The organism is Congregibacter variabilis, from assembly GCF_045689235.1.
Lineage (GTDB): Bacteria > Pseudomonadota > Gammaproteobacteria > Pseudomonadales > Halieaceae > Congregibacter > Congregibacter variabilis.
Genome location: NZ_CP136864.1, coordinates 814,250 through 836,147, shown reverse-complemented (window position 1 = coordinate 836,147; position 21,898 = coordinate 814,250). Strand labels below are relative to the sequence as shown.

Sequence of the window (21,898 nt, the reverse complement as noted above, 5' to 3'; positions counted from 1 at the left end):
TACTATAGATTTCACTGGACTACTGATGCCCGGTCTTGCAGCCAGGTGGCGATGTCTGGATCGGCTGTGTATTTCAGCAGGCTTGCTGCTGTTTCTGGTGAACCGATGATCGCTGATAACTGTTTTTTTGAACGTGCAGCCAACAGTGTGAGTAACTCCCGCAGTCGATTCTGCTCCGCCGGTCGGAGCGCGATGTCGCTAAGAGTCATTTGGCGCATAATCACGAGCTCTCGAACTATTACTGCATGCTGTAGGGGTGCCAGAGTCGCACATCGCTCTAGTGCATGGCGTAGTGTGTCCGTAGCGCCTTCGCTGGCATATAGCGCTTCAGCATAAAGAGCCCACAGATGACCGCTATGAGGTCGAGCGATAAGGGCCTTCCTGTATACACGGGCAGCTGATGCGGCATCAGGGAGATCAGGCGTTGTGGTGTATCGAAGGCTTTCGGGGGCAGTTGTTACTAAAGATCGTACAAACCCCTGTGCACCATAGAAATCTGCATTAAGTGGTTGGCGACGAGCTGCGCTGTCGAGCCTTTCTGCGACCATGGACAAGTCAGGGACAGCACGCAGCGCTGTGATTTTTTTCAATTCGGCTTTGACGACCTGCAGTTCGAGAGCACCCACTGTCCAACGCATCGCGATGATGCTCAGGGATGCGCAAAGCAATGCAACGCAGAGCCAGCTTGCTCGGCTGACTAGATTCTGCACGCTTCTACACGATCATCCAGCGGTGAGGTGCATATGCAATTGCTCATCGGACGCGGCTGCGCTTGTGTAACACACGGCGGTAATACGTTGTTCTGCAGCAGCAGAACCACTTCTCGGTCCATCGCGCCTTGCGGGGTGAAGGGTGAAAGTGAAGCAAGGCAGCAGAAAATGGATGCTGCCTTAACAGTGGGTGCATTAGATCGCATGCATTGATAACCAGTTTTGAAGTTGCACGGCATACAGTAATTCTACGTTTAGTGGATGCTTGTTAGCTATAACAGCATCGAACTGTTTAATCAGCGCATCTCGATTCGCGATCCCCAAGTCGTATAGAGAGGCGTGTGAGAGTAGGTTCCTCACCTCTACATGGTTGCGTTGCAGTAGTTGCAAGAAGAATCCGTCAAAGATGACTTTGTGTCTCGCGTCCAAAAGTTCATTGGGGAGCGAGCCGGCCATTGCCTGTCGGAGTAACCACTTGGGCTGTCCATCCCTCAGCCAGAGGTCATCGGGTATTGCAAAACTAAACTCTGCGATGCGCCGATCAAAAAACGGGTGTCTTACATCGACGCCAAATTCGCGTCCGACCGCAGCGTGGCTGCGCACCGAATGTATCGTCGAACTCCAGCGCAGGGCGTTGTATCGCGCGCTAAATACAGGGTCACCTATGGTTGCGGGCGCACTATGCTCAGTTATATGCGCATCAAAGCCGAGTCGCTCGCTGGCGTCGTCGGATAACCAGCTATTGCTTTTACCGCGCCCCTTAATGGCACGAGCGGCATCAACCAGCGCCGTTGGAGCAAGTGGGGTGATAAACAAATCACGCAGGGTCCGCGCGAGGGGCAGGTTTTGTTCCTTTACGCCCCGTATTACCTCGGATAGAACCGATAGGTCGCCGCGATTGAGTCGCTTGCTGTAGCTGCGGCTGTGTCCCCAACACATTTCGTCACCGCCGCTGCCGGTCAGTAATACCGAAGCACCGGCATCACGGGCGATTTGCATATCATCGCCGTAGCGAGGCGACAGCAGGGTTCCAGGGCTCTCTATGTGGGGTGGATACAGATCAGCAAAGGGCAGTCCCAAGTGCGTATGTGCCTCCACATACCTGTGCTGCGTAAGTCCTATATGGTCACGTACGCTCTCGATAGTGATCGATTCATCCTGGTGGCTGCCCTGTTGGTACCGATGAGAGATTGCGACAGGCTGCAGTGCTTGCCCCCGGGCGTGGCGGCAGGCCATAGCCGCTACGCTGGTCGAATCCATACCGCCACTCATTTGCATCGCGGTGGCAGAACCTGCTCCGTGTAGTCGATCCTTTACAGCGCGGCTAAGTAACGCCTCAAGATGGTCGGCGTATTCGCGCTCATCGGTGTACCGTATGTTGTCAGATGGCTCAAGGTCCCAATACGGCGCAACCTCCAGACTCTCCCTCGTAGCAATCAAACAATGCCCCGGACGAAGCCGCTGCACATCTTTAAACATCGGTAGGCAGGGATCCGGGTAGCCGCTAATCCAAAGCCCCAGGGCAAGCTCGTTCAGATCTTGGGTGACTGACGGTAATCGCAGTAGTTGCTCGGCGTTAGTGGCCAGGCAGACGCCATTTTGCGTTGCCACGTAGTGTAGGGGCCGCATGTTCATGCCGTCGCAGGCCGCAAAAAGCTGTTGATGGCGTTCATCAAAAAGCACGAACGCAAAGTCACCAATAAGATGCTCGGCGCAGTGAGTGCCCCAGCGTGCATAAGCAGCCAGGATTAGGTCGCCGTCACTAGAGTTTTCGCGTAGGTAGGGCGCGCCTTTTAAGTGCTCCCAAAGCTCTTTGCGGTTGTCGATGCGCGCGTCTGCCACCAATCGCAGGTGGGTCCACTCGGTATGAAGGCTGTGCTCCCGCACTCCCAGCTGCGCCACTGCACTGGGGTGCGATAGGCCATGTTCTATGGTGATCTGCCGGTCCGCGGCTGGGTATTGGTCGAGGTCTTTGGTGCCGTCTTTATGCATAGCCAGCCAGTGACGGCGTGCCTGGGCTGGATTGAGCCAATCAAGGGCCGCAGCAATCATATGCACAAATATTGTGCACAAAAGCACTGCAAGGGTGCGGTATTTGACGACTGTGTTACGTTGTCTTTGTGCATGTTATGTGCGTCTTGGTTGTTGTCTGCGCCAGGGTTCGGTCTGCGTCCCACGCCTCTGGTTTTCGGGGTTTGCAGCATGAATGCCCGTTTTAATGGCAAAAAGCACAGACTATTACGTCCGTTCGTCTCGATAATGAGTGTCAAGATTATTTACACCGGCAGCGCAAAATATTACCCGACAGTTGTTAAGTAACTGATAAAAAAAGAATAAAAAAATTGGTTTAATAATTGCATAGCTAAGGAAATGTTACTTTATAATACTTTTTTCATGAATATTTTCGCAGTTTACAGAAAAGCCATGGAGGCTGCTACGCGATGAAGTCTTTGTTCAAAACAACCGCACTTACGGTCTTTGCCGCTATGGGCGCAAACAGTGCCGCGACCTTTGCCATACCCATTGAGTCGGTGATCACCGGCGCTGATATGACCGGTATTGAGGTCGAGGTGGCATTTTTGGGAGGCGGCAGCGAGACTGCCGTTTGGGGCGCAACCTCCACTGATGCCTCGGTGCCCGAGGGTGAGGGGTTCGCAGGGGCTGCAGCCGGTACGGGTTGGTCGCTGAGCCAACAGGGCTTTACGCTCGGCGGAAACTCTCTGATCGACAATTCGGTGCTCGGCCTTTGGTCGTTTAGTAACTTCTCGACCTCTATCTTTTCGGGTTTTCAGGTGCGGGGACTGCCCGGATCCATTGTGTTCGACATCCTGGGGCCCGTCGGACCCGAGGGCACGCCCGGCTCAGACATTGGACGTGCGTTCCTCGCCGACCCACTGTTTCCGGGCATTAGCGATGTCAGCTACAGCTATAGCGACCCATTTAGTGGTCCAGACCTGTTTAGCACGCTGGACGTAAGCTTTGCTCAGGGCTTTGCGCCTCAGTCACAGCTTAGTTTTCTTGCAGACACCGACAGCGTCGCCGCGGTGCCTGTCCCTGCAACGCTGCTGTCCATGGCGTTGGGGCTCGGGTTGCTGCTGGTGGACCGACGCCGACGGGTAACTCCCGCTAACACCAATGCGCAGGCTTGATTCAGTCATGGAGGCAGTTATTGTGAACATAGAGTCCACTACCGTGGCAAATCGGCGCAAAAAGGCGTACGCCTCGCCAAGGCTTGAGACGGCCGGCACGCTGGCGGCGCTCACTCAGGGCTTTGCCGGCAGCGTCCCCGACGAGCAGGGCGGCCAGACCAAGCGGAACCCGTTTCAGGGTTAAGACTCCTACGCGATGAATTCGACGCCCCACGCGCCTTCGTCAGAAGGCGAGCTTCTTCATGGCGTGTTGGTGGGTTGCTCGGTACCAGACTCGGTCGCTAACACCTTGTCGGCGCTGCGACTCATCGAGGATGTTGTGCTGCTCCCGGACGCCGAGCCTATTTGGCAGCGAGAAGATGCCGGGGAGCGCTACCGCAGCACTCAAGCCTTGTATAAGGCGCCAGACGGTTATGTACTGTCTATCGCCTGTGAGGGGAGCGGCAGATTCAAGATTACCGCCGCCAGTATCGTGGTCGACTGGGACGGTGGTACGCCCTACACCCACTATTTACAGACATTGGCGCTTGCCCTGTGGTTAGAGCTGCGCGGCATACCCTGCATTCATGCGAACGCGTTGGCCATTGATGAAGATCGGGCCATTGGCCTTATGGCCCCAAGCAGGGGTGGCAAAAGCACCCTCAGTGCCGCTTTGATCAAGCACGGTGCTCAACTTTGCACCGACGATATGGTGGCGCTGTACCCCGCATCGCCCAGGGGCTTTGGTGTCTATCCTGCAAAGCCTGTTATGCGTTTGTGGCCTGACAGCGCGCAGACGTTTGTCAGCAGTAGCGACGCCCAAGTCTTACCCAGAGTTCATAGCCGGTTTGCCAAACGCGAGCTGACCCTGACTGACGATAGCGCGGTGTGTCGCTCGCGCCGGGATCTGGTGGCGTTGTTTGTGTTGGATCGAACGGAGCCTTCAGATCCGGCTGCGGATAAAAACACCGACTCAGATGCATCCCCCGCCTTAACTACCGCGATATCGCCCAGCGTGGAACCTATCGCCGGCGCAGCGGCGCTGCTGCAGCTGATGCAAAACAGCATGCTCGCCGACGCTTATGCCGCGTTGGACATACAGCTAAGCCGAGCGGTGGAGTTGTCGCGATTGGTAGATCAGGTGCCCATCTATCGCCTTAACTATGCCAGCGACATGCAGCAACTCCCCAAGGTATGCGCTCAAATACTCAGTGCGGTGAGCTAGGAAGGGGCGCTTATGTATACATTACCCGTACTCTTTGTCGCGTTCCTTGCATCGGTGCTAACGATATTTATCGCCAAGCCGGTGGCTGTACACATCGGTCTTGTGGACAAGCCTGGTGGTCATAAGGTGCATGACGCCCACGTGCCGTTGGTTGGGGGGCTGGCGATATTTATTAGTCTGTCACTGGCCTGGTTGATTGCGCCGCGCTTAGGGCTATCAACGATTAACTCGGTATTTGGTGCTGCGGGCGCTTTGCTATTTGTGGTGGGCTTGATCGACGACCGTCACGACATTTCGGTGCGCGTGCGTTTTGGGGCGCAAATCTTTGCCGCAAGCCTGCTTATTTACAGCAACGTGATTGTGGTGGATGTGGGCTACCTGTTTGGCGACACACCCTTTGCGCTGCACTGGCTGGCATTGCCGGTCACGATTTTTGCCGTGGTCGGTGCGATTAATGCGCTCAATATGATGGATGGCATCGATGGCCTGTCGGGCAGCGTGTCGGTTGTGAGCTTTACCTTACTCACCATTGTTGCCTTTAGCGCATCCAACCTGCTGCAGATACTCATATTACTGTGCATCCTGGGCGGTATCTTGGGGTTTCTTGCTTTTAATATGCCGCTGCCCGGACGCGCGCGGGCGCATATTTTTATGGGGGACGCGGGCAGTACCTTATTGGGGTTTTTGCTTGCAAACTCCTTGATTGTGCTCAGCCAGGGCGAGCAGCGGGCTATGGCACCGGTTACCGCACTGTGGATTTTTGCGGTGCCCCTGTTAGATACGCTGGGTGTGATGTTGCGCCGGGTGTGGTTGGGGCGATCTCCCTTTAATGCCGATCGCTGGCATATTCATCATCTTTTTTTGGATGCGGGGTTTCGGGTCCGCCATACCGTCATACTCATCGCCCTTGCCCAGGCGCTGCTGGGGGCAGTAGGTCTCGCGCTTGATTATTTCGATGCCCCTGATCTTATGTCTCTGGTACTCTTTGGCCTGCTTTTTTGCGGATATGCATTTTTGATCAGTCGGCCCTGGCGGGCAGTGCCTCGGATGCGCGCCTATCAACAGCGCTCGGGCTGGGTGGCTCAGGGGGTTAAGCATATTTACGTCGGTGGTCTAAACCCCGGCAGCGCGGTAGAAGACGTGTATGCACTGCTGGGTGGACGGGCGGGAGTTCTCGGCTTTGAGATCTATCGTCAGGGCGAAGCGTTAGGGGCTCCTGTGTATGCACTGATTGGCGTTGGAGACTCTGACAAAGTGGCCGATGTACTGGATGCAATAAAGTGGCGGCTGCAAAAAAAGCAGCGAGCGGAGCATTCGGGGTTGCTCAAAGTGACGGGTCTGCGTCAGTTCTATCCGCGGCAGGCGGGTAATGATCGACGCTCGACGGTCGGTACACCGCGTAAAACTGTGACTGAGTCGTGTAATCGGGACGGCGACAGAAGAAAGTCGACGCCGAGGATGATATACCGTTCTGACGACTGGCTGCGGTCTGATGATGGGTCCATGGAAAGTGCGAGAACATGATAGTAAGGCAACTTAATGGTTCACTTATTGTGAAATATTTGTCACACAAGGCGCGCGTCTTTGTGGCCGCGCTGGCGTCGCTGCTCGTGAGTGTTGTCGCGCCGCTGGCGATTGCGCAGTTGGACGATTACACCCTGAACGCCGGCGACTCTATCCGCATTTATGCCTATGGTGAGCCCGACCTGACCTTCGAGAAGTTACTCATTGGTCAACGCGGCCGGATCTCGTTCCCGTTTTTGGGTGAGCTGGAGGTCGAAGGCCTGAGCGTTAATGATGTGCAGAACCTCCTTACCGCAGGCCTCAAGCCGGATTACCTGGTGGATCCTCGGGTGTCTGTGAGCATTGTCGAGTACCGCCCGTTCTTTGTGAATGGCGAGGTCAAGAACCCGGGCGCCGTGGATTTTCAGCCGGGGCTTACGCTGCGCAAAGCCATAACCCTGGCCGGGGGTTTTACCGCCAGAGCCAACAAAAAAGAAATGCTGGTGATTGCCGATAACGCCGCAGGCGAAGAGGGTGAGCGCGTAGATCTGGATTATCGAATCAGGCCGGGCGACATCATCACGGTTAAGGACACGTTCTTCTGATGAATTCACTGCAGCCTACCGGGCGCCGATCGATGCATGAGTTTTCGGACATGCCCGAAGCCGATGACGATGTCATCGACATTGGCCGTCTGGTGCGGGTCCTGTTGGCCTATAAGTGGCGAATCCTGGGCTTTGCGCTGGCACTGAGCTTGCTCGCAACACTGTTTACCCTTACCCGTGTGCCCATGTACCGAGCCACGGCCTCTACCATGCTCGAGAGTCAGCAAGCCAACCTGGTGGGCGTCGAAGATGTGTATGCGGTGCAGGCCAGTCATATGTACCTGATCAATACGCAGTTCGACATTCTCAAAAGCCGGGAACTGGCCGAACGTGTGGTGCGCCGTCTCAATCTACATAAACATCCGGTTTACGCGCCCAAAGAGCTTGCGCCGGACGACGCGGCCAAAGCAGGCCCGACAGCCAAGGCCTGGTGGCGTTACGCCTTAGAGGCCGTAGCACCCTGGCTGTTTAAAGATGAGGTCCCCAAGGTAGAGCTGACTGAGGCCGAAAAGACCGAAAAGCGCATTCAAGGCGTGGCTAATCAAGTCGCGGGTGCCGTGAGCGTGAGTCCGGTGGAATTTAGCATGGTCGCCAACATCAGCTTTGAATCCAGCAATGCGGTATTGGCAGCGCGGGTAGCCAATGCCATCGCCGAAGAATTTATCGAAGCAGACATGGAAGCGCGTCTTACGGGCACCGTGCGGGCTACGGACTGGCTCAGTGAGCGACTCGATGAGCTTAAATCCAATTTGCGTCGCTCCGAGGAGGCTTTGCAGGACTTTAGAGACCTGGAGGGCTTGGTGAGCGTGGGCGGTGTGACCAGCCTGGGTAACGGCGATCTCAGTAGCTTGAACCAGCGCTTACAAGAAGCGAACAAGGCGCGCATAGAGGCGCAAAACATTATTAACGAAGTACGACGCTTGGGCAGCCAGGATGTAGAAGACCTGATGACCTTGCAGGCGGTGCTCAACCACCCGCTAGTGAAAGACCTAAAGCGCGAGCAGGCGGCGGCGCAGCGAGCGGCGGCAGAGCTGGCCAAACGTTATGGCGCCAAGCATCCCAAGATGATCGCTGCGCAAACTGACCTGGACGCCGCTAACGTGAACCTGTCCGTAGAGGTGCGCAAAGTGGTCAGCGGCATAGAACGAGAGTACGCGGTAGCCCAAAACAACGAGCGTGAGCTGCAGTCGACGCTAGAGGCCAGCAAAACCGAGGTTCAGGAATTTAACCGCAAAGAGTTTGAGTTGCAGGAGCTGCAGCGCGAGGTAGAGACCAATCGCGAGCTTTACGATGTGTTCTTTACCCGTATTAAAAGCGTCAGCCAAACCGGCGGGTTTGAGAAGCCCCATGCGCGCATCGTAGATCCTGCGGTGGTGCCCGGCGCACCGTTTAAACCCAATGTGCAGCGCTCCGCGATCTTGGCGTTGATTTTGGGGGTGATGCTGGGTAGCGGCGTGGCCATTTTGTTAACGTCACTGGACAACACCATCAAGACGCCGGATGACCTGCAAGACAAACTGGGCTTGCCCATGCTGGGCTCTGTGCCGCTAATGGATACCAGTAAAGCAGGCGATTTTGAGCAGTTTTGGGACAGGCCCAATGGACCGTTTGCCGAATCTTTTAGAACCATTCGAACGGGTGTGGTGCTGAGTAATTTAGATAATCCCAGCAAGATTATCGTGGTCACATCCAGTGTGCCCGGCGAGGGCAAGTCCACCACGGCACTGAATTTGGCCGCGGCACTGGGACAAATGGAAAACACCTTACTCATTGGTGCCGATCTGCGGCGGCCGAGTATTGCGATGCGCTGTGGTCTAAAGCCCAACCATCCGGGTCTCTCGCATTATGTGTCGGCTACCCGATCTATCGAAGAGTGCATTGAGCGGGTCGATGCCATGGGCATCAGTGTTATGCCGGCCGGCGTCATTCCGACTAACCCGCTGGAGATGCTCAGTAGCGAGCGCTTTTCTATGGCTTTGCGTGCTCTGTCTAAAAAATACGATCGCATCGTGATCGACTCGGCTCCGGTATTACTGGTGAGCGACGCACGCATTTTGGCGTCCTATGCCGACTCGGTTATTTATGTGGTGCGTGCCGACTCTACGTCGGCAACGCAGGTAAAAAAGGGCGTGCAGAGCATTATTGCGTCTAATGAGCCGCTCACCGGCGTGGTGCTTAATCAGTTCGACGCCGAAAAAGCCGAGAAGTACTACTACGGGCAGAGCCACTACAAGCAGTACGGCGACTATTACAAAAGTCACGAACCCGAAGACACCGCTACCGCATGATAGATATGCACTGCCATTTGCTGCCCGGTATTGATGATGGGCCCCAGACGCTGGACGCGGCGGTGGCTATGTGCCGCATGGCCGCGGACGATGGCGTTAAGGTGGCGGTGACCACACCGCATATTCATCCGGGCCGCTGGCCGAACACGCGCGATGTCATCGCGCGGGGCCGGGACGAATTGCAGAACGAGTTGGTCAAGCAGGGCGTTGATCTACAGTTGGGCTACGCCGCCGAGGTGCGCTTAAGCGACCATCTTATGGAGCAGGTGCAGCGAGACCAGATTCCGTTTTACGGCGAGGTGGACGGCTACAAGATTATGTTGCTGGAGTTTCCGCATGGGCACATTGTGCCTGGTAGTCAGAACATGGTGCGCTGGCTGTTAGAGCGCGGCATACGGCCGATGATCGCGCACCCCGAGCGCAACAAGCAGGTGATGAAGAACCCCGCGGCTATGGACCCGTTTATAGAAGCCGGTTGCTGGCTGCAGGGTACCGCCGGGTCACTCATTGGTAAGTTTGGTGAGCCTGCGCAACAGGTGATCGAAGAGCTGTTGCTGGCCGGTAAGTTAACGGTGATTGCAAGCGATGGGCACAACCTTAAGGCGCGACCCCCGACACTGAGCGCGGCGTTTACGCGTGCGCAGGAATTGGTTGGGTACGACATCGCCAGTAAATTATTTTTGAAGCACAAAACGGATCAGTCAGTAGCGGCATGACCCGACGGGTCGGTGCCAGCAGTTAAGCGCGAGCCAAAGGGCGGTTGTTCAACGAACTAACGCAGTAAAGGCTTTGCGTCATGAAGCCGGACTGCGTAAGGCAAGATAAGGGTGCGTGTTTGCAGTGATGCGGCATGCAAACCCTGCGGTAGCCTGCCTGACTGTCTGATATGTCAGGCGGTGAGGCGAGTGATAACAACGATTATCGTTCATAACAAAAACCTGCTGAGTTAAATCGCGGTAACGTTTGCTTCACGTATCGTTGCCCATTTTTTGTTATTCCGATAGCTAGAATCAAAGGCCCGCTAAACGCTGGTCAGGAGCCATTGTGACTAGACAGCATTCAAACATATGGTCGCCACGGAGTGCACCGCAAATTGAAAGACTGGTCAGGTTGCTCAGGGTTTCTTTGGCTGCCATACGAGGAAGAATTGCTGGTTTCAAGCGATGCCCCATAATCTTGTTAGATATTGGAGCGCGGGGCGGGCTATCCCGCGGTTGGCAGACACTCTGGAGGCTTGGGCTTGTCACTCCGGTGTTTGTAGAGCCGGACCCGGAGGAAGCTGCACGATTAAAGGCAAACTACAAAAATGCCTTGGTGCTGCAAACTGCCTTTGGTGAGTCAAAAGAAACCCGAACTTTGTACATAACTAAGCAACCTGGTTGCTCGTCGTTACTCCGGCCTAGACCCTCGTCGAAAGCGCCTGAAACTTTTCATTCTATGTGTGAGGTTATTAAGGAAATTGACGTAGAGGTAGAGCCCGCGTCTGAGGTTTTTCACCGATTGGGGATTTTCCCGGATGTTATTAAGATTGATGTGCAGGGATTTGAGTTGGCCATTCTGCGCGGAATGGGCTCATTCCTGGCCAAAGCCTCTGTTATAGAGTTAGAGGTCTCCTTCATAAGCACCTATGAGGATCAGCCACTCATTCAAGACGTTGTGGACTTTATGGTTGAGCAGGGCTTTGGCCTTACCGATGTATCAGTCTTTGGGGTGCGTGGCACCGGAGCTGCTATTCAGGCTAACGCCTTGTTTGGCAATCGACTAAACGAAGGCTCGAGGAGTTCGGCGATCGAGGACTTTGCCACTCTTGCAACAGGTAAATGGTACCCGGTCTAAGCTCAATTGGATAATGCTTCCGCTTATGAGAGCCTCGAAAGTAAGCCTGCTTATTTCTATGTTACGGGCTAGAACGCCTTCAGATACTGATTGTTTGACTAGGCGATTTTAAGGCGGGAGATTTTGCTTTGAATTTGCAGAGACCGGAAATGGATTGTGAGACAAACTAGTGTCGCTGCAACCTCGCACAAGTTGGAATGATGTTGACATACGAACGTGATGAGAATCCTCGCGCAAATCGTTAATCAGTCACACGCTGCCTTTACCAGAGTGGCGTCTAGTGCCGTGGCTATGCTTATCGGAATCTACGTTGCGAGGTGTGTTTCACCCGAGGAGTTTGGCGACTACGTATTTGTTTTAGCGCTCGCTACGTTGGCGTCCGTCGCATTGTCATTGGGTCTGCCCGCGCAGTTGATAAGGGAAGTTGCCTCAGACAGAGCGATAACTCACAGCGGCTTTAGGCGCCACGCGAGCCAAGTAGTAGTGTTTGTGCCCGCCGTCGGGTGTGTCGGTGCACTAGCCTCCTTGTTTTTAGGCAGCCAATTATTTGCAGTTGGTTTTATATTTGCCACCGCAAGCTCCTATGCAGGACTTGGTTATTCATACTTCTGCGGAGCCAGTCGCGTAATTTATGCTGGGTGGATTAATACTGTCTTTCGGCCGCTTGCTGTACTGCTGGCAACGGTAGGTATCTCTTTCTATTCAAGTGACTTGGGACCGACTCTGGTAATGTTTTGCCAAGCACTTGGGGCGTCTTTAGCAGTTGTTTTGTTTTTATTCGGCTACAAAACATTGGGCAAGTCATCATCTCGCAAATTAGTAGAGCTAGAAGATCCGTCAATCTCAAGAGTCACATATTTGAAAGCGGGGATCACGTTGATGGCGTCGCAGTTACTCATAAACCTGACAACTCAGGTTGATATTTTCCTTCTCAAATTCTTATCTACCGCTGACGCAGTCGCTCATTTCTATGCCGCTTCTCGTGCGTCTATCGTCGTAGCGATGTTCTACGGAGCGGCAGCTATGCTCATAGAACCTAAGGTTGCAAGGTTGATGGCCAGCGGGGAGAGAGGGCAGGCTCAAGCTGCAATCCGTTCGACCACTATTGCTGGCGCTTTAATGACAGCCTCGTGTGGTCTCTTCGCTTGGCTAATCGCGCCCGTCTACTTCGAGTTGTATGGGCCTACGTATGTCGCGGGACTATCTGCCTTGTCGATACAGGTAATTGGTTTTACCTTAGCTAGCGTTGCCGGGCCTGGACAGGCCGTAGTGCGCGCGCTTGGCGGCGAGGTTTTTTTACTGAAAAGTTTGATTCTCGTTCTCGCGATTAACATAGGTGTATCTGCGCTACTCATCCCAAGGTACGGGCCAGCCGGGGCAGCATTCGGCAGCTCACTGCAGTTTGTTTCTTACGGATTTATTATGTCGATGTACTCTGCCGAAAAGTATGGGCTTTCAACGTCTTTACTGACGTTGGTTCTACCTGGTCGACTGAACAACCGCGAGAACGCTTAGATGCTCTTTGTCCCCATTCTTAGTCGGCTTCAGTTTTTTTGCGAGTTGAAGGTTGTATTCACTCCGAACGACAGATATTTCTTGGCAACACCGTTGCTGTCTGGATATCCCTGTTTTGGTTCACGGTTTTTTGATGCGGAGACTGTTGGTTGGAGATTCTGTACGCCCGTTTGATTGCTGAACGATTCCGTTCGAGAAGGGACTTATGGGACGCTAAAGCTGTGCAGCATCGGGCTTCCCGAGCCGAGCGTCTCGAATGATCATCGGATTAGCGATCTTTGCTTTAGCTATTTTGGTGTCGTCTTATAGCATTGCAGTACTTTCTGGTGACGAGAGGATTGTTTCATTCCCATTCTTGTTTTCATTGGTGCATTTACTGTACGTGTTTCCTAGCATAGTCGGGTTATATGCAAGTGATTACACGTGGTCTGCGTACTACCGATTTGAGGGTGTTACTACCGACATGATGGCAATGAGTGCTTGCTGCTACCTAGCTGCAATGTACGGTTACTCAAAGAGCGCTCTATATGGTGGGCGTATCGATCTGTCCCGCATCAGCATTAATTTAAAGGCTCTTGACTATTTGTCTTTGATGATTGGGTTCACCGCACTTCTGGCGGTATTTATGCTTGCTCGGATGCAGGGGGGGGTGGCGTCCCTCTTTGTTGAAGCAAGCTTTTACGATATGCAACTATCCGGGCCAGTTGTATGGCTGTTGTTCCTAGCTCGCTTTGTCTATGTGGCCTTGGCGTGCTCCCTCGTTGCACTTTCCTATAGACCTACTTTCTTTCGATATGGTGTCACATTGATACTGCTGATATATCCGATACTCAATGTCGCGCTCCTATACCGCAGATCAGACCTCGTGTTTTTAGCGTTCATGTTTTGCTTTTCTGTTGTAGTTATTCGGCGAAAAAGAATCGGTCGTTTAGCTCTTCTGACCTCATGTGCAGCAGTGTTTCTGGCGGTGTCGGTTTTTCCAGCCTTAAGGTTAGATTTGTTCAACAAGCAGGGGTTCACCTCGGTAAAAAACGATGGCGACTATCTCACGGCTTCCGTGGAATCGAAATTCGATCCAATTATTGGCAGCGAAATACTCTCTTCCGCAGCGAGGTTTCAACGGGTCTCCAATGGTGCGCCCTTATCCGGGTTTAGCTTCGTCCCAAACAGTTTCGTAAAACAGTTTGTTCCTTCGTCAATAGTGGGCAAAGATCTAAAGGACTGGCTCTTGCTCGGGTCAGCCAACAATTACGAAAAAAATGCGCCGGCAGGACCTTATCAACGATTTGATTATGGGTATTTGGCTCCAATGGGGTTTGTCGAATCGTATGAAGCGCTCTCCTGGGCAGGAGGTTCCATATTTTTTGTCATAGGATTCTTTGCAGGTAGAACAACCAATCGGGTGCGGCGGTCTCCTCAAGGTCTCTTATTCTATATGGTCGTAATGCCATACCTTCTGTTGGCAGCTACCAATGACATCAACAGCATGCCAGCTCGTATTTTTACCGTTTGGGCATTATCTAGGCTCTACGGCCTCATTACCATTAGAAGAGCCCTTGCGAAATACCCCCTCGGACTTTGAAAATCGAGTTTATGCTAAGGAGTGAAATTGGGAATTGATGTGACCCAAGAGCGAAGGAGTGTAATCGTATTTCAGTTAACAGGGAGGATGAGGTACGCCGTCGCAAAGGCGCTATTCAAGGAGCAGAGATTAGCGCACTTGGTTACGGACCTATACTCGCCTTGGTATTTTCGGTGGATTTTTAGAAAGGTTGCTGTTCTTTCTCGTTATGTTATCCCCTTGCCACGGGAGGCTGTGCATGGTTCTGTGAACGTCGGTCTCATATATCGTTTTCTTATCAGAACCTCCAAGCCTTACTCCGCGTTTCCGCACGTCCTGGCGTCTAAAGTACTTTGCAGTAAAGTGCGACTAAATTACTCCCCGTCCTTAGCTGCGGTTTACGCGTTTGACACCCAAGCGATTGACGTTTTCAGACTAGCACGAGCCAGGGGTCTAAAGCTTGTGCTGGAGCAATGTGTTGCACCTAGAGAAACCCAGATTGAGCTTCTTCGGGAGCAGCGCTGCCAACTGAGTGATAGAGATTTCGAGTATCGACTCGCTCAGCTTAACGTATTGTCGCAACGCGAAAAGTTGGAATGGTCGATGGCTGATCGTATAGTCTGCCCATCCGTTTACGTAAAAGAACAATTATTACGTTTTGGTGCAGAGGAAGAAAAAGTCGTAGTTGTCCCATATGGGTACACCCCAAGGGAACGACGGCTATCAACATATAGCAAGGGTCCGCAATCTCCCTTCAGGTTGGTGTTTGTGGGGACCGTAGAATACAGGAAAGGCATTTTCGACGTGATAGAGGTGGCGCGCGCGTTGGGCGCACGCGTCGAGCTAAATATATTCGGCGAGGCCAGAGATAAAACGCTAGCTGATGTCGATATTCCAGTTAATGTGACTATCCACGGCAGGACGCCTTTTCCCGTTATAGAGCAAGCGTATCTGGAATCTGACGCCTTCATACTGCCGTCTCATCTTGAGGGGTCAGCTACGGTGGTTTACGAGGCCTTAAGCTATGGGCTGCCCTGCATTGTCACAGCCGAAACGGGATCAGTGGTGCGTGATGGGGTTGAGGGTATTGTCGTAAAAAGAGGCAATATTGAAAGTATCTTGAACGCAGTTCGAAAGGTCATTGACGATCCAATACTACACAAAAAAATGAGCGATGCTGCCGTGATCAGGTCTGCTGATTTTTCGGAGGCCGCCTACGGCGAACGTATATGCAGAGTTTTCGATCTAATCTAATAAAGCTGCTATCTCGTGTACTCAGAGAGATCTCGAGAAAGCTACGCCTGCTTTATTACAATGCTACGGTTTTCGGTTACTACAAGCCTTTCCCGTATAGCACAACAATATATGGCCGTATTAGGACGCTCGACACGCCATGTAACGTACGCCTTGGGAAGTCATGTCGTATCGGTGATGACGCGTACTTTGCTACGACGCAACACGCAGAAATTTGTATAAGCGATGAAGTAAATATTAATTTGGGATGCGTCTTCGTAAGCATCGTGGGGATATCGGTTGGGGAGCGAACATCAATTGCCGAGTATGTGAGTATTCGTGATCAAGAGCATCGTTTTGACCCTAATCTTGGATCGAGAGACTTAGGATACATATCTGGCAAAGTGAAAATAGGCAAGAATGTATGGATCGGTAGAGGGGTTTATATAGGGCCGAACGTTGAAATAGGTGACGGCTCTATCGTCGCGGCGAATAGCGTGGTTCGCGACTCTTTCCCTGGCTCAGTGTTGATAGCAGGTGCGCCAGCGACTGTGAAGCGTACGCTAGTGACTGAGCGACCATAATGCTAAGAAAACTTGGTATCACAGCGATTTTTTTCGCGGGGTTACTATCCACCTCCGCACTGAGGCGCTGGTTGTATGTAGTCTTCTGTGGATATGAAATCCATCGAGATGCCCGGATCGGAAGGGCATATCTTGACGTTAGAGTTTTAAACGTAGGTGCGGGTGCGAAGATTGGCGACTTCACGATCGTGCGCAACATGAATGATGTTGTGTTGGCAGACTTATCTCACATCGGCACATTTAACTGGATATACGGTGATACTAGCTGCAAAAACTTTGCCCATAAGGCTGACAGGGTTAGTTCGCTCAAGCTGGGCTACGGGGCGAGCATTACTTCTCGACACATCGTTGACTGCACAGATAAAGTTGAAATTGGGGAGTTTTCAATCGTGGCAGGTTATCGCAGTCAGTTACTCACGCACTCGATTGACTTAAAGGCGTGCAGACAAGACTGTGCACCAATTGTTGTCGGTCGTAGAAGCTTTGTTGGAACCAACTGCGTCATATTGAAAGGCGCGGTTGTTCCAGATAAATCAATCATTTCAGCAAGTTCAGTCTTCGCGCAGACCGAGGAAGCTACGCCAGGTCAGATGTGGGTAGGTACGCCAGCTGTTGCCGTAAAGAAGCTTGACGATGAGTTAGGTTTTTTTGGTAGACAAAGCCCGCACATAAAGTAGGGAAGCATTATGCGCATATCATCTGCCAAGATTGGCTACGTCACCAGAAGTACATCCAGAAACGCAGGTGGGTTGTTCACCTCTGTTAGGGAAACTGCGAAAGAGATCAACAACAAGGCAGCCGAAGTTGTGGTAGTCGGGCTGAATGACCCACATACATCATCAGACCGGGATGCATGGTTGCCACTGCAGCCGGTAATTGTGGATACCGTAGGGCCACGTATTATGGGCGTAGCGCCGGGACTGACCGCGGTGTTAGAGGAGTCGTCTATTGATCTACTGCACCAACATGGTATCTGGCAACTATTCTCTGCGACGGTGGAGCGATGGAGTAAAAAAAACCGTAAGCCGGTAGTTATATCTCCTCGAGGTATGCTTGATTCTTGGGCAATAGGGCACTCAAAATTCAGAAAGCGCCTAGCGGCGTATCTCTATGAAAACACTAATCTTCATAGTTGCGCCTGCTTGCACGCGTTAAATGCGTCCGAGGCTCATTCGTTTCGTCAGTATGGTTTAAAAGCCCCCATAGCCATCATACCTAATGGAATTCACGCAGGGATTGGGACTAAACCTGTTGATCATGGCCCACGTGGTGAAAGTTTAGAAGATAAGCCGATGGATGTACTCTTTCTTGGGCGAATTCATGAGAAGAAGGGGCTGGTCCCTCTGCTTAGGGCATGGCAGTTAGTTAACACCGCTAAACTAACTCCGGAGCCCGCTTGGAGGCTCACGATAGCAGGGTGGGATGATGGAGGGCACCTTTCCACGCTTCAGAAATTGAGTGAGAGACTTGGTTTGAGGGATTCCGTTCGGTTTTATGGTCCCGCCTTTGACAGGGCTAAAGACGCGCTGTACGCGTCTGCTAGCATTTTCGTTCTGCCGTCCTATTCCGAGGGCTTGCCAGTGTCAGTTTTAGAGGCTTGGGCCTATGGCAAGCCCGTTCTTATGACTCGAGAGTGCAACCTGCAGGAAGCTTTTAGTCGTCGCGCAGCAATGGAGATATCTCATAACCCCGAAGACATTGCGACCAAGCTTCTGATGTTCATGGACCAAGGCCTATCAAATGAATATGGTGACAACGGCAAGGCGCTTGTCGAAGAGAGCTATACATGGAATTCTGTTGGCAGCAAAACTGCAGAACTATACGAATGGCTGCTAGGCGGCCAACCTTGTCCAGATTTTGTTTACATGCCGCATGAGTCGCTCCCCGATGCGAATTGAGTTGGGTGAGTTTAATAACGCAGATTTTCAAAGGGGCGCTCCTAGATTAGTCGAGATGGCATGGTTATTGGTTAAGGTTATTTTCTTTATTAATCCTTTGCCAGTACCAAGCCGGGTGCGTTGTCGGCTATTGCGACTCTTCGGCGCACAAATAGGTAGTGGCGTTGTAATTCGAAGTGGAGTTAACATTTCATTTCCGTGGCGCTTTCGGTGCGGCGATAACGTGTGGATTGGAGAGGGCGTCACGATATTATCTCTCGCCAAAGTACAGCTTGGCTCTAACGTTTGTGTTTCGCAGCAAAGTTTTCTGTGTACTGGGTCGCATGATTTTGGAAAGCGGTCCTTTGACCTGATCGCATCTCCGATCAAGGTGGGTGATCATACCTGGCTTTCGGCAAGAACTTTTGTTTCACCCGGTGTAACTATTGGAGCCGGCACGATGTGCTTGCCATGCACGGTGGTTTCATCTGATCTAGGAGAGGCTATTGTCGCGGGTGGTGTTCCAGCAAGAGAACTCAGGTGTTTGAAGTGATAATGGGTGTTCAAATGCGGTTCGACCTTTCTCGAGCCGAACAGCTTCGTTCCACTATAGGGGCTGGTTTGATTGTGAATAAAGGCTGGCTGACGTTTTGTCGCAACTTATAGCGAGGGTCGGATCATGAACTTTGATACGACGCATAACAGTCCGCCGGCAGTATCGGTGTCGGTGATCACAGTAGCCTTCAATTGTATAGGGACGCTGCCGAGTACTTTGGAGTCCGTTAAGCTGCAGTCACTTCCAAATGTCGAGCACATTGTGATTGATGGAGCCAGTACAGATGGTACAACGAAGTTTCTTGAGGAGCGGCGGGGCCAGCTTAGCGCGTTAATCAGTGAGCCTGATGATGGGATCTATGATGCACTCAATAAAGGCATCGAGGTCTCTTCCGGGGACGTCATTGGATTCCTACATGCGGACGATGTGTTTGGCAGCAATGATGTACTGACTGAAGTAGCGGAAAAATTTAAGGACTCCTCGGTGCAAGCTGTCTACGGTGACCTTCAGTATGTACATTTCGACAACCTGTCTTCAATTGTTCGACATTGGAAGTCAGGACCGTTTTCTCGCGCAAGACTTGTACGCGGTTGGATGCCGCCACATCCGACACTTTATGTTCGGCGAGAGTGGTACGAACGAATTGGGGGATTTGATACGAAATATCGTATTGCCGCTGACTATCTCAGCATATTGCAGATGTTTTCGGCGCCCCATTTTAAGGTAGCGTATATCCCAAAGGTTTTAGTTAAAATGCGGGTCGGGGGCGTCAGTAATCGATCCATCAGGAATATCCTTCGAAAGTCGTATGAAGACTATCAGGCCTTAAGGGAAACCGGTGTCGGCGGGTTGGGAACTCTGTTTGCGAAAAACCTTAGTAAGCTTAATCAATTCTTCTATCGCAAAAACTAGCCCAGCATTGCTAGGCGTCGCGATAAATTTATCTAACTGCGGAGAATTGTAGATCAGTCGTCAGTCGTAGATAAATTTGTACCTAGGGGAACCACGCATCGCCAAGCAAAGAGCCTTTTTTTTAAGTATAAAGTGGCTGAATAAGCACTTAACGCCTTCTTCGACTGCGGAGATAGAGTGTTTCAGGAGGATTTTGAGAGCTCTACCTACCGGCGTTGGTTCTTGGATTCCTCGCCCGTAGCATGAATTGCAAAATCCTTTTGATTAGCCACCAGTATTATCCCGTGTTGGGAGGCGTTCCCGTTTTTAGTCGTCTCTTGTCGCAAGGACTTACTCAAATGGACATCACTGTAAGACTGGTTACTGCGACCAGAGCGCAGTCTGCTGACGATGAGCCTTTTGAAGTTTTTAGAAAACCAAGTATATCGAAACTAATTGAGCTCTATCGATGGGCAGACGGGGTCATGATGGTCGGTCCTTCGATCCGATCTGGCTGGCTATCTTTGCTCGTAAAAAAGCCGCTGCTTGTTTCACACCATGCAGGCCCTCCTAGTGGTACAGCGCAGTGGTTTTTAACCAAGCGGGCGCGTAACGTCGCGTGCAGTGAATATCTGGCCCAACAGGTTGGCGGCAATTCAGTCGGAGTCCAAAACCCGTTCGACGTTTCTCTCTTCAATTTAAATACCCAGGGCAAAAAAAATATCGACTTCGTCTACGTTGGCCGATTGGTTGCAGCCAAGGGGGTTGATGTATTTCTTAGAGCGCTCGCAATCTTGAAGAGAAACGGCCGACACTTTACCGCATCGATTATTGGTAGTGGCCCTGACGAATCAGCCCTGAAAAATTTGGCAAGGGAGTTGGAGTTTTTGGATGAAGTTAAGTTTACGGGCTCTCTAGCAGGGAGTGAACTTAGAGACTATCTGCAAAGACATAAAATCGGCATCGTACCCTCTAGATGGCAGGAGCCTTTTGGTATCGTGGCATTGGAGATGATAGCTTGCAAAATGCCAGTAATTGGTTCGAGGGTGGGCGGACTGCCGGAAGCTGTAGGCCCATGCGGATTACTTTTTAATAACGGCGATGCTGCTGATCTCGCGTCAAAAATGGATGAGCTTCTAGCAGATCCCAATTTACGGGACGAGTTGGTTTCTCAGGCCGCTGATCACTTGTCCCAATCCGACCCAAAGAACGTCGCTAGGTTGTACGTTGAAGAACTATTCAGGTAACTCAAATTAATTCAGGGTGTTTTGACCTCCAGGTAAGCGGAGTGTCCAAGGGATATTTTCATCAGCAGCGAGCTATCCACTAGTTGAGAAAACAGGTTCCTGCGCAACCAGATTTAGATGTAATCGAGGGGGACAAGCTCTGGCACCGTATAGCACGCCGGAGCTTATGTAGTGTGTTCAGCGAGCGACCTTCTTGCATTACCTATAGTATTCAACATCTAAGCCTAAAGATGCGGATCGACAGACACCGTGGCGTCAATAAGTTGAAGCATTAGTGCGGTATGCATACGTCTTAGATTGTATTAATGCCAAGCCTTTGCTGGGGCAGATGTTCCAAAGAGGGGCCTTCTGGAAGGTGATAATGCCCATTATCCTAGGTTTAGGTTATAGGGTGTTATTCCCGTTCTTGAGGCAAGGGCCTCTTCAACCAGCCCCCCCAGAAAGGCGGCGAATGGCTGGATGTTCTGATGCACGCTTGCCTGCTCCAGGGCCTGCATGTAATCGTTTCGCCGCTCGACGGGGATAACGGTCCACGGATAGCCCCCGCCTGCCAGCATCGCATTCATCAAGAATCTCCCCATACGACCATTACCATCCATGTAGGGATGAATATAGACAAACACAAAATGCCCCAACACGACCCGGACAGCGGGATCGGTTTCACCTCGCAAGAGATCAAAAAATACGGGCATGCATTCCCGCACGGCTTGGACACGGGGTGGAGTATGGAAGGAATTGCGAATAAAGACCTGGTCTGACCTGTACCCGGCAAGGTCTCCCGGTCCCAACAGGCCTGCGGTCACGCTCGACCCAAACAGTTCCCGGTACCAGTCACTATGATCGTTCTCTACTGCCACACCCGGATTTTCGCCACAGATGATACGCGTGACCGTCTCTCGCACGCGCTGATGTGCCTGCCAGTAGCCTCTTGCGGCCAGCGCGTCGCGGCGTTGCCGGTCCTTCTCATTATGATCGGGATTCCAGTCACCGCTGCGTACTCGCTCGATCAGCTCCGGGGTGACACGGTAGCCTTCGATTGACAATGAGTGATAGGCGTCGGTGATATAAACATAATCGACATGTTGGAGGTAGTGCTCGGTATCCGCAGGTAATCCCGGCGGCTTCGGAAAGTTGGCGGG

General features: G+C 52.2%; 20 protein-coding genes. 17 read left to right on the top strand and 3 right to left on the bottom strand.

Annotated features, from left to right (window positions below; translation table 11 throughout):
* Window positions 1–11 precede the first annotated feature (11 nt).
* Window positions 12–710, bottom strand: coding sequence for a hypothetical protein (locus R0135_RS03800; protein ID WP_407348923.1), 699 nt, complete (start codon window positions 708–710; stop codon window positions 12–14).
* Window positions 711–905: 195 nt separating this feature from the next.
* Window positions 906–2,762, bottom strand: coding sequence for an asparagine synthetase B family protein (locus R0135_RS03795; RefSeq protein ID WP_407349875.1), 1,857 nt, complete (start codon window positions 2,760–2,762; stop codon window positions 906–908).
* A gap of 389 nt (window positions 2,763–3,151) precedes the next feature.
* Here R0135_RS03795 and R0135_RS03790 point away from each other — a divergent pair, with 389 nt between their 5' ends.
* The 17 genes from R0135_RS03790 to R0135_RS03710 all read left to right on the top strand — a co-directional run bounded on the left by R0135_RS03790 (window position 3,152) and on the right by R0135_RS03710 (window position 20,759).
* Entirely contained in the window at window positions 3,152–3,859 is a 708-nt protein-coding gene (locus tag R0135_RS03790) for a PEP-CTERM sorting domain-containing protein (protein WP_407348922.1), read from the top strand.
* Between the two features lie 22 nt (window positions 3,860–3,881).
* Complete coding sequence (locus tag R0135_RS03785; protein ID WP_407348921.1) at window positions 3,882–4,043, top strand: hypothetical protein; 162 nt, start codon at window positions 3,882–3,884, stop codon at window positions 4,041–4,043.
* A 12-nt stretch (window positions 4,044–4,055) separates the two neighbouring features.
* Window positions 4,056–5,063: a hypothetical protein gene (locus R0135_RS03780; RefSeq protein WP_407348920.1), complete on the top strand. Its 1,008-nt coding sequence runs from the start codon at window positions 4,056–4,058 to the stop codon at window positions 5,061–5,063.
* Window positions 5,064–5,075: 12 nt separating this feature from the next.
* On the top strand, window positions 5,076–6,587 hold the full coding sequence (locus R0135_RS03775; RefSeq protein WP_407348919.1) for a hypothetical protein: 1,512 nt from the start codon (window positions 5,076–5,078) through the stop codon (window positions 6,585–6,587).
* Window positions 6,584–7,171, top strand: coding sequence for a polysaccharide biosynthesis/export family protein (locus tag R0135_RS03770; protein ID WP_407348918.1), 588 nt, complete (start codon window positions 6,584–6,586; stop codon window positions 7,169–7,171). Before R0135_RS03775 ends, R0135_RS03770 begins: the two co-directional genes overlap by 4 nt.
* The gene (locus R0135_RS03765) at window positions 7,171–9,459 is read left to right on the top strand and encodes a GumC family protein (RefSeq protein ID WP_407348917.1); all 2,289 of its coding nucleotides are present in this window, start codon (window positions 7,171–7,173) and stop codon (window positions 9,457–9,459) included. The genes R0135_RS03770 and R0135_RS03765 overlap by 1 nt, the downstream gene beginning before the upstream one ends.
* Window positions 9,456–10,175 (top strand): tyrosine-protein phosphatase, encoded by a 720-nt coding sequence (locus R0135_RS03760; protein ID WP_407348916.1) that lies wholly within the window; start codon window positions 9,456–9,458, stop codon window positions 10,173–10,175. The genes R0135_RS03765 and R0135_RS03760 overlap by 4 nt, the downstream gene beginning before the upstream one ends.
* A gap of 328 nt (window positions 10,176–10,503) precedes the next feature.
* Window positions 10,504–11,295 (top strand): FkbM family methyltransferase, encoded by a 792-nt coding sequence (locus R0135_RS03755; protein WP_407348915.1) that lies wholly within the window; start codon window positions 10,504–10,506, stop codon window positions 11,293–11,295.
* A gap of 291 nt (window positions 11,296–11,586) precedes the next feature.
* Window positions 11,587–12,810: a lipopolysaccharide biosynthesis protein gene (locus tag R0135_RS03750; RefSeq protein WP_407349874.1), complete on the top strand. Its 1,224-nt coding sequence runs from the start codon at window positions 11,587–11,589 to the stop codon at window positions 12,808–12,810.
* 256 nt (window positions 12,811–13,066) lie between these two features.
* Window positions 13,067–14,392, top strand: coding sequence for a hypothetical protein (locus R0135_RS03745; protein ID WP_407348914.1), 1,326 nt, complete (start codon window positions 13,067–13,069; stop codon window positions 14,390–14,392).
* 582 nt (window positions 14,393–14,974) lie between these two features.
* Complete coding sequence (locus tag R0135_RS03740) at window positions 14,975–15,625, top strand: glycosyltransferase family 4 protein (RefSeq protein WP_407348913.1); 651 nt, start codon at window positions 14,975–14,977, stop codon at window positions 15,623–15,625.
* Window positions 15,601–16,188 carry an acyltransferase gene (locus tag R0135_RS03735; protein ID WP_407348912.1) on the top strand — a complete coding sequence of 196 codons (588 nt, stop codon included), beginning with the start codon at window positions 15,601–15,603 and terminating at the stop codon, window positions 16,186–16,188. The genes R0135_RS03740 and R0135_RS03735 overlap by 25 nt, the downstream gene beginning before the upstream one ends.
* The gene (locus R0135_RS03730) at window positions 16,188–16,865 is read left to right on the top strand and encodes an acyltransferase (RefSeq protein WP_407348911.1); all 678 of its coding nucleotides are present in this window, start codon (window positions 16,188–16,190) and stop codon (window positions 16,863–16,865) included. Before R0135_RS03735 ends, R0135_RS03730 begins: the two co-directional genes overlap by 1 nt.
* Before the next feature lie 9 nt (window positions 16,866–16,874).
* Entirely contained in the window at window positions 16,875–18,086 is a 1,212-nt protein-coding gene (locus R0135_RS03725; protein WP_407348910.1) for a glycosyltransferase, read from the top strand.
* Window positions 18,061–18,618, top strand: a complete 558-nt coding sequence (locus tag R0135_RS03720) for a WcaF family extracellular polysaccharide biosynthesis acetyltransferase (protein WP_407348909.1) — start codon at window positions 18,061–18,063, stop codon at window positions 18,616–18,618. The genes R0135_RS03725 and R0135_RS03720 overlap by 26 nt, the downstream gene beginning before the upstream one ends.
* A 126-nt stretch (window positions 18,619–18,744) precedes the next feature.
* Complete coding sequence (locus R0135_RS03715) at window positions 18,745–19,533, top strand: glycosyltransferase family 2 protein (RefSeq protein WP_407348908.1); 789 nt, start codon at window positions 18,745–18,747, stop codon at window positions 19,531–19,533.
* Between the two features lie 338 nt (window positions 19,534–19,871).
* On the top strand, window positions 19,872–20,759 hold the full coding sequence (locus tag R0135_RS03710) for a glycosyltransferase family 4 protein (protein ID WP_407348907.1): 888 nt from the start codon (window positions 19,872–19,874) through the stop codon (window positions 20,757–20,759).
* Window positions 20,760–21,127: 368 nt separating this feature from the next.
* Here the strand turns inward: R0135_RS03710 and R0135_RS03705 are convergent, their stop codons facing one another.
* Window positions 21,128–21,562, bottom strand: a complete 435-nt coding sequence (locus R0135_RS03705) for a Fic family protein (RefSeq protein WP_407349873.1) — start codon at window positions 21,560–21,562, stop codon at window positions 21,128–21,130.
* Window positions 21,563–21,898 lie beyond the last annotated feature (336 nt).

What these genes read in the sequence shown, in the direction of transcription:
- R0135_RS03740 (WP_407348913.1), top strand. Translation starts at nt 14,975, where the DNA reads ATGGCTGATCGTATAGTCTGCCCATCCGTTTACGTAAAAGAACAATTA.
- R0135_RS03730 (WP_407348911.1), top strand. Translation starts at nt 16,188, where the DNA reads ATGCTAAGAAAACTTGGTATCACAGCGATTTTTTTCGCGGGGTTACTA.
- R0135_RS03760 (WP_407348916.1), top strand. Translation starts at nt 9,456, where the DNA reads ATGATAGATATGCACTGCCATTTGCTGCCCGGTATTGATGATGGGCCC.
- R0135_RS03710 (WP_407348907.1), top strand. Translation starts at nt 19,872, where the DNA reads ATGGACATCACTGTAAGACTGGTTACTGCGACCAGAGCGCAGTCTGCT.
- R0135_RS03720 (WP_407348909.1), top strand. Translation starts at nt 18,061, where the DNA reads ATGAGTCGCTCCCCGATGCGAATTGAGTTGGGTGAGTTTAATAACGCA.
- R0135_RS03790 (WP_407348922.1), top strand. Translation starts at nt 3,152, where the DNA reads ATGAAGTCTTTGTTCAAAACAACCGCACTTACGGTCTTTGCCGCTATG.
- R0135_RS03745 (WP_407348914.1), top strand. Translation starts at nt 13,067, where the DNA reads ATGATCATCGGATTAGCGATCTTTGCTTTAGCTATTTTGGTGTCGTCT.
- R0135_RS03725 (WP_407348910.1), top strand. Translation starts at nt 16,875, where the DNA reads ATGCGCATATCATCTGCCAAGATTGGCTACGTCACCAGAAGTACATCC.
- R0135_RS03735 (WP_407348912.1), top strand. Translation starts at nt 15,601, where the DNA reads ATGCAGAGTTTTCGATCTAATCTAATAAAGCTGCTATCTCGTGTACTC.
- R0135_RS03795 (WP_407349875.1), bottom strand. Translation starts at nt 2,762, where the DNA reads ATGATTGCTGCGGCCCTTGATTGGCTCAATCCAGCCCAGGCACGCCGT.
- R0135_RS03715 (WP_407348908.1), top strand. Translation starts at nt 18,745, where the DNA reads ATGAACTTTGATACGACGCATAACAGTCCGCCGGCAGTATCGGTGTCG.
- R0135_RS03765 (WP_407348917.1), top strand. Translation starts at nt 7,171, where the DNA reads ATGAATTCACTGCAGCCTACCGGGCGCCGATCGATGCATGAGTTTTCG.
- R0135_RS03770 (WP_407348918.1), top strand. Translation starts at nt 6,584, where the DNA reads ATGATAGTAAGGCAACTTAATGGTTCACTTATTGTGAAATATTTGTCA.
- R0135_RS03780 (WP_407348920.1), top strand. Translation starts at nt 4,056, where the DNA reads ATGAATTCGACGCCCCACGCGCCTTCGTCAGAAGGCGAGCTTCTTCAT.
- R0135_RS03750 (WP_407349874.1), top strand. Translation starts at nt 11,587, where the DNA reads ATGCTTATCGGAATCTACGTTGCGAGGTGTGTTTCACCCGAGGAGTTT.
- R0135_RS03775 (WP_407348919.1), top strand. Translation starts at nt 5,076, where the DNA reads ATGTATACATTACCCGTACTCTTTGTCGCGTTCCTTGCATCGGTGCTA.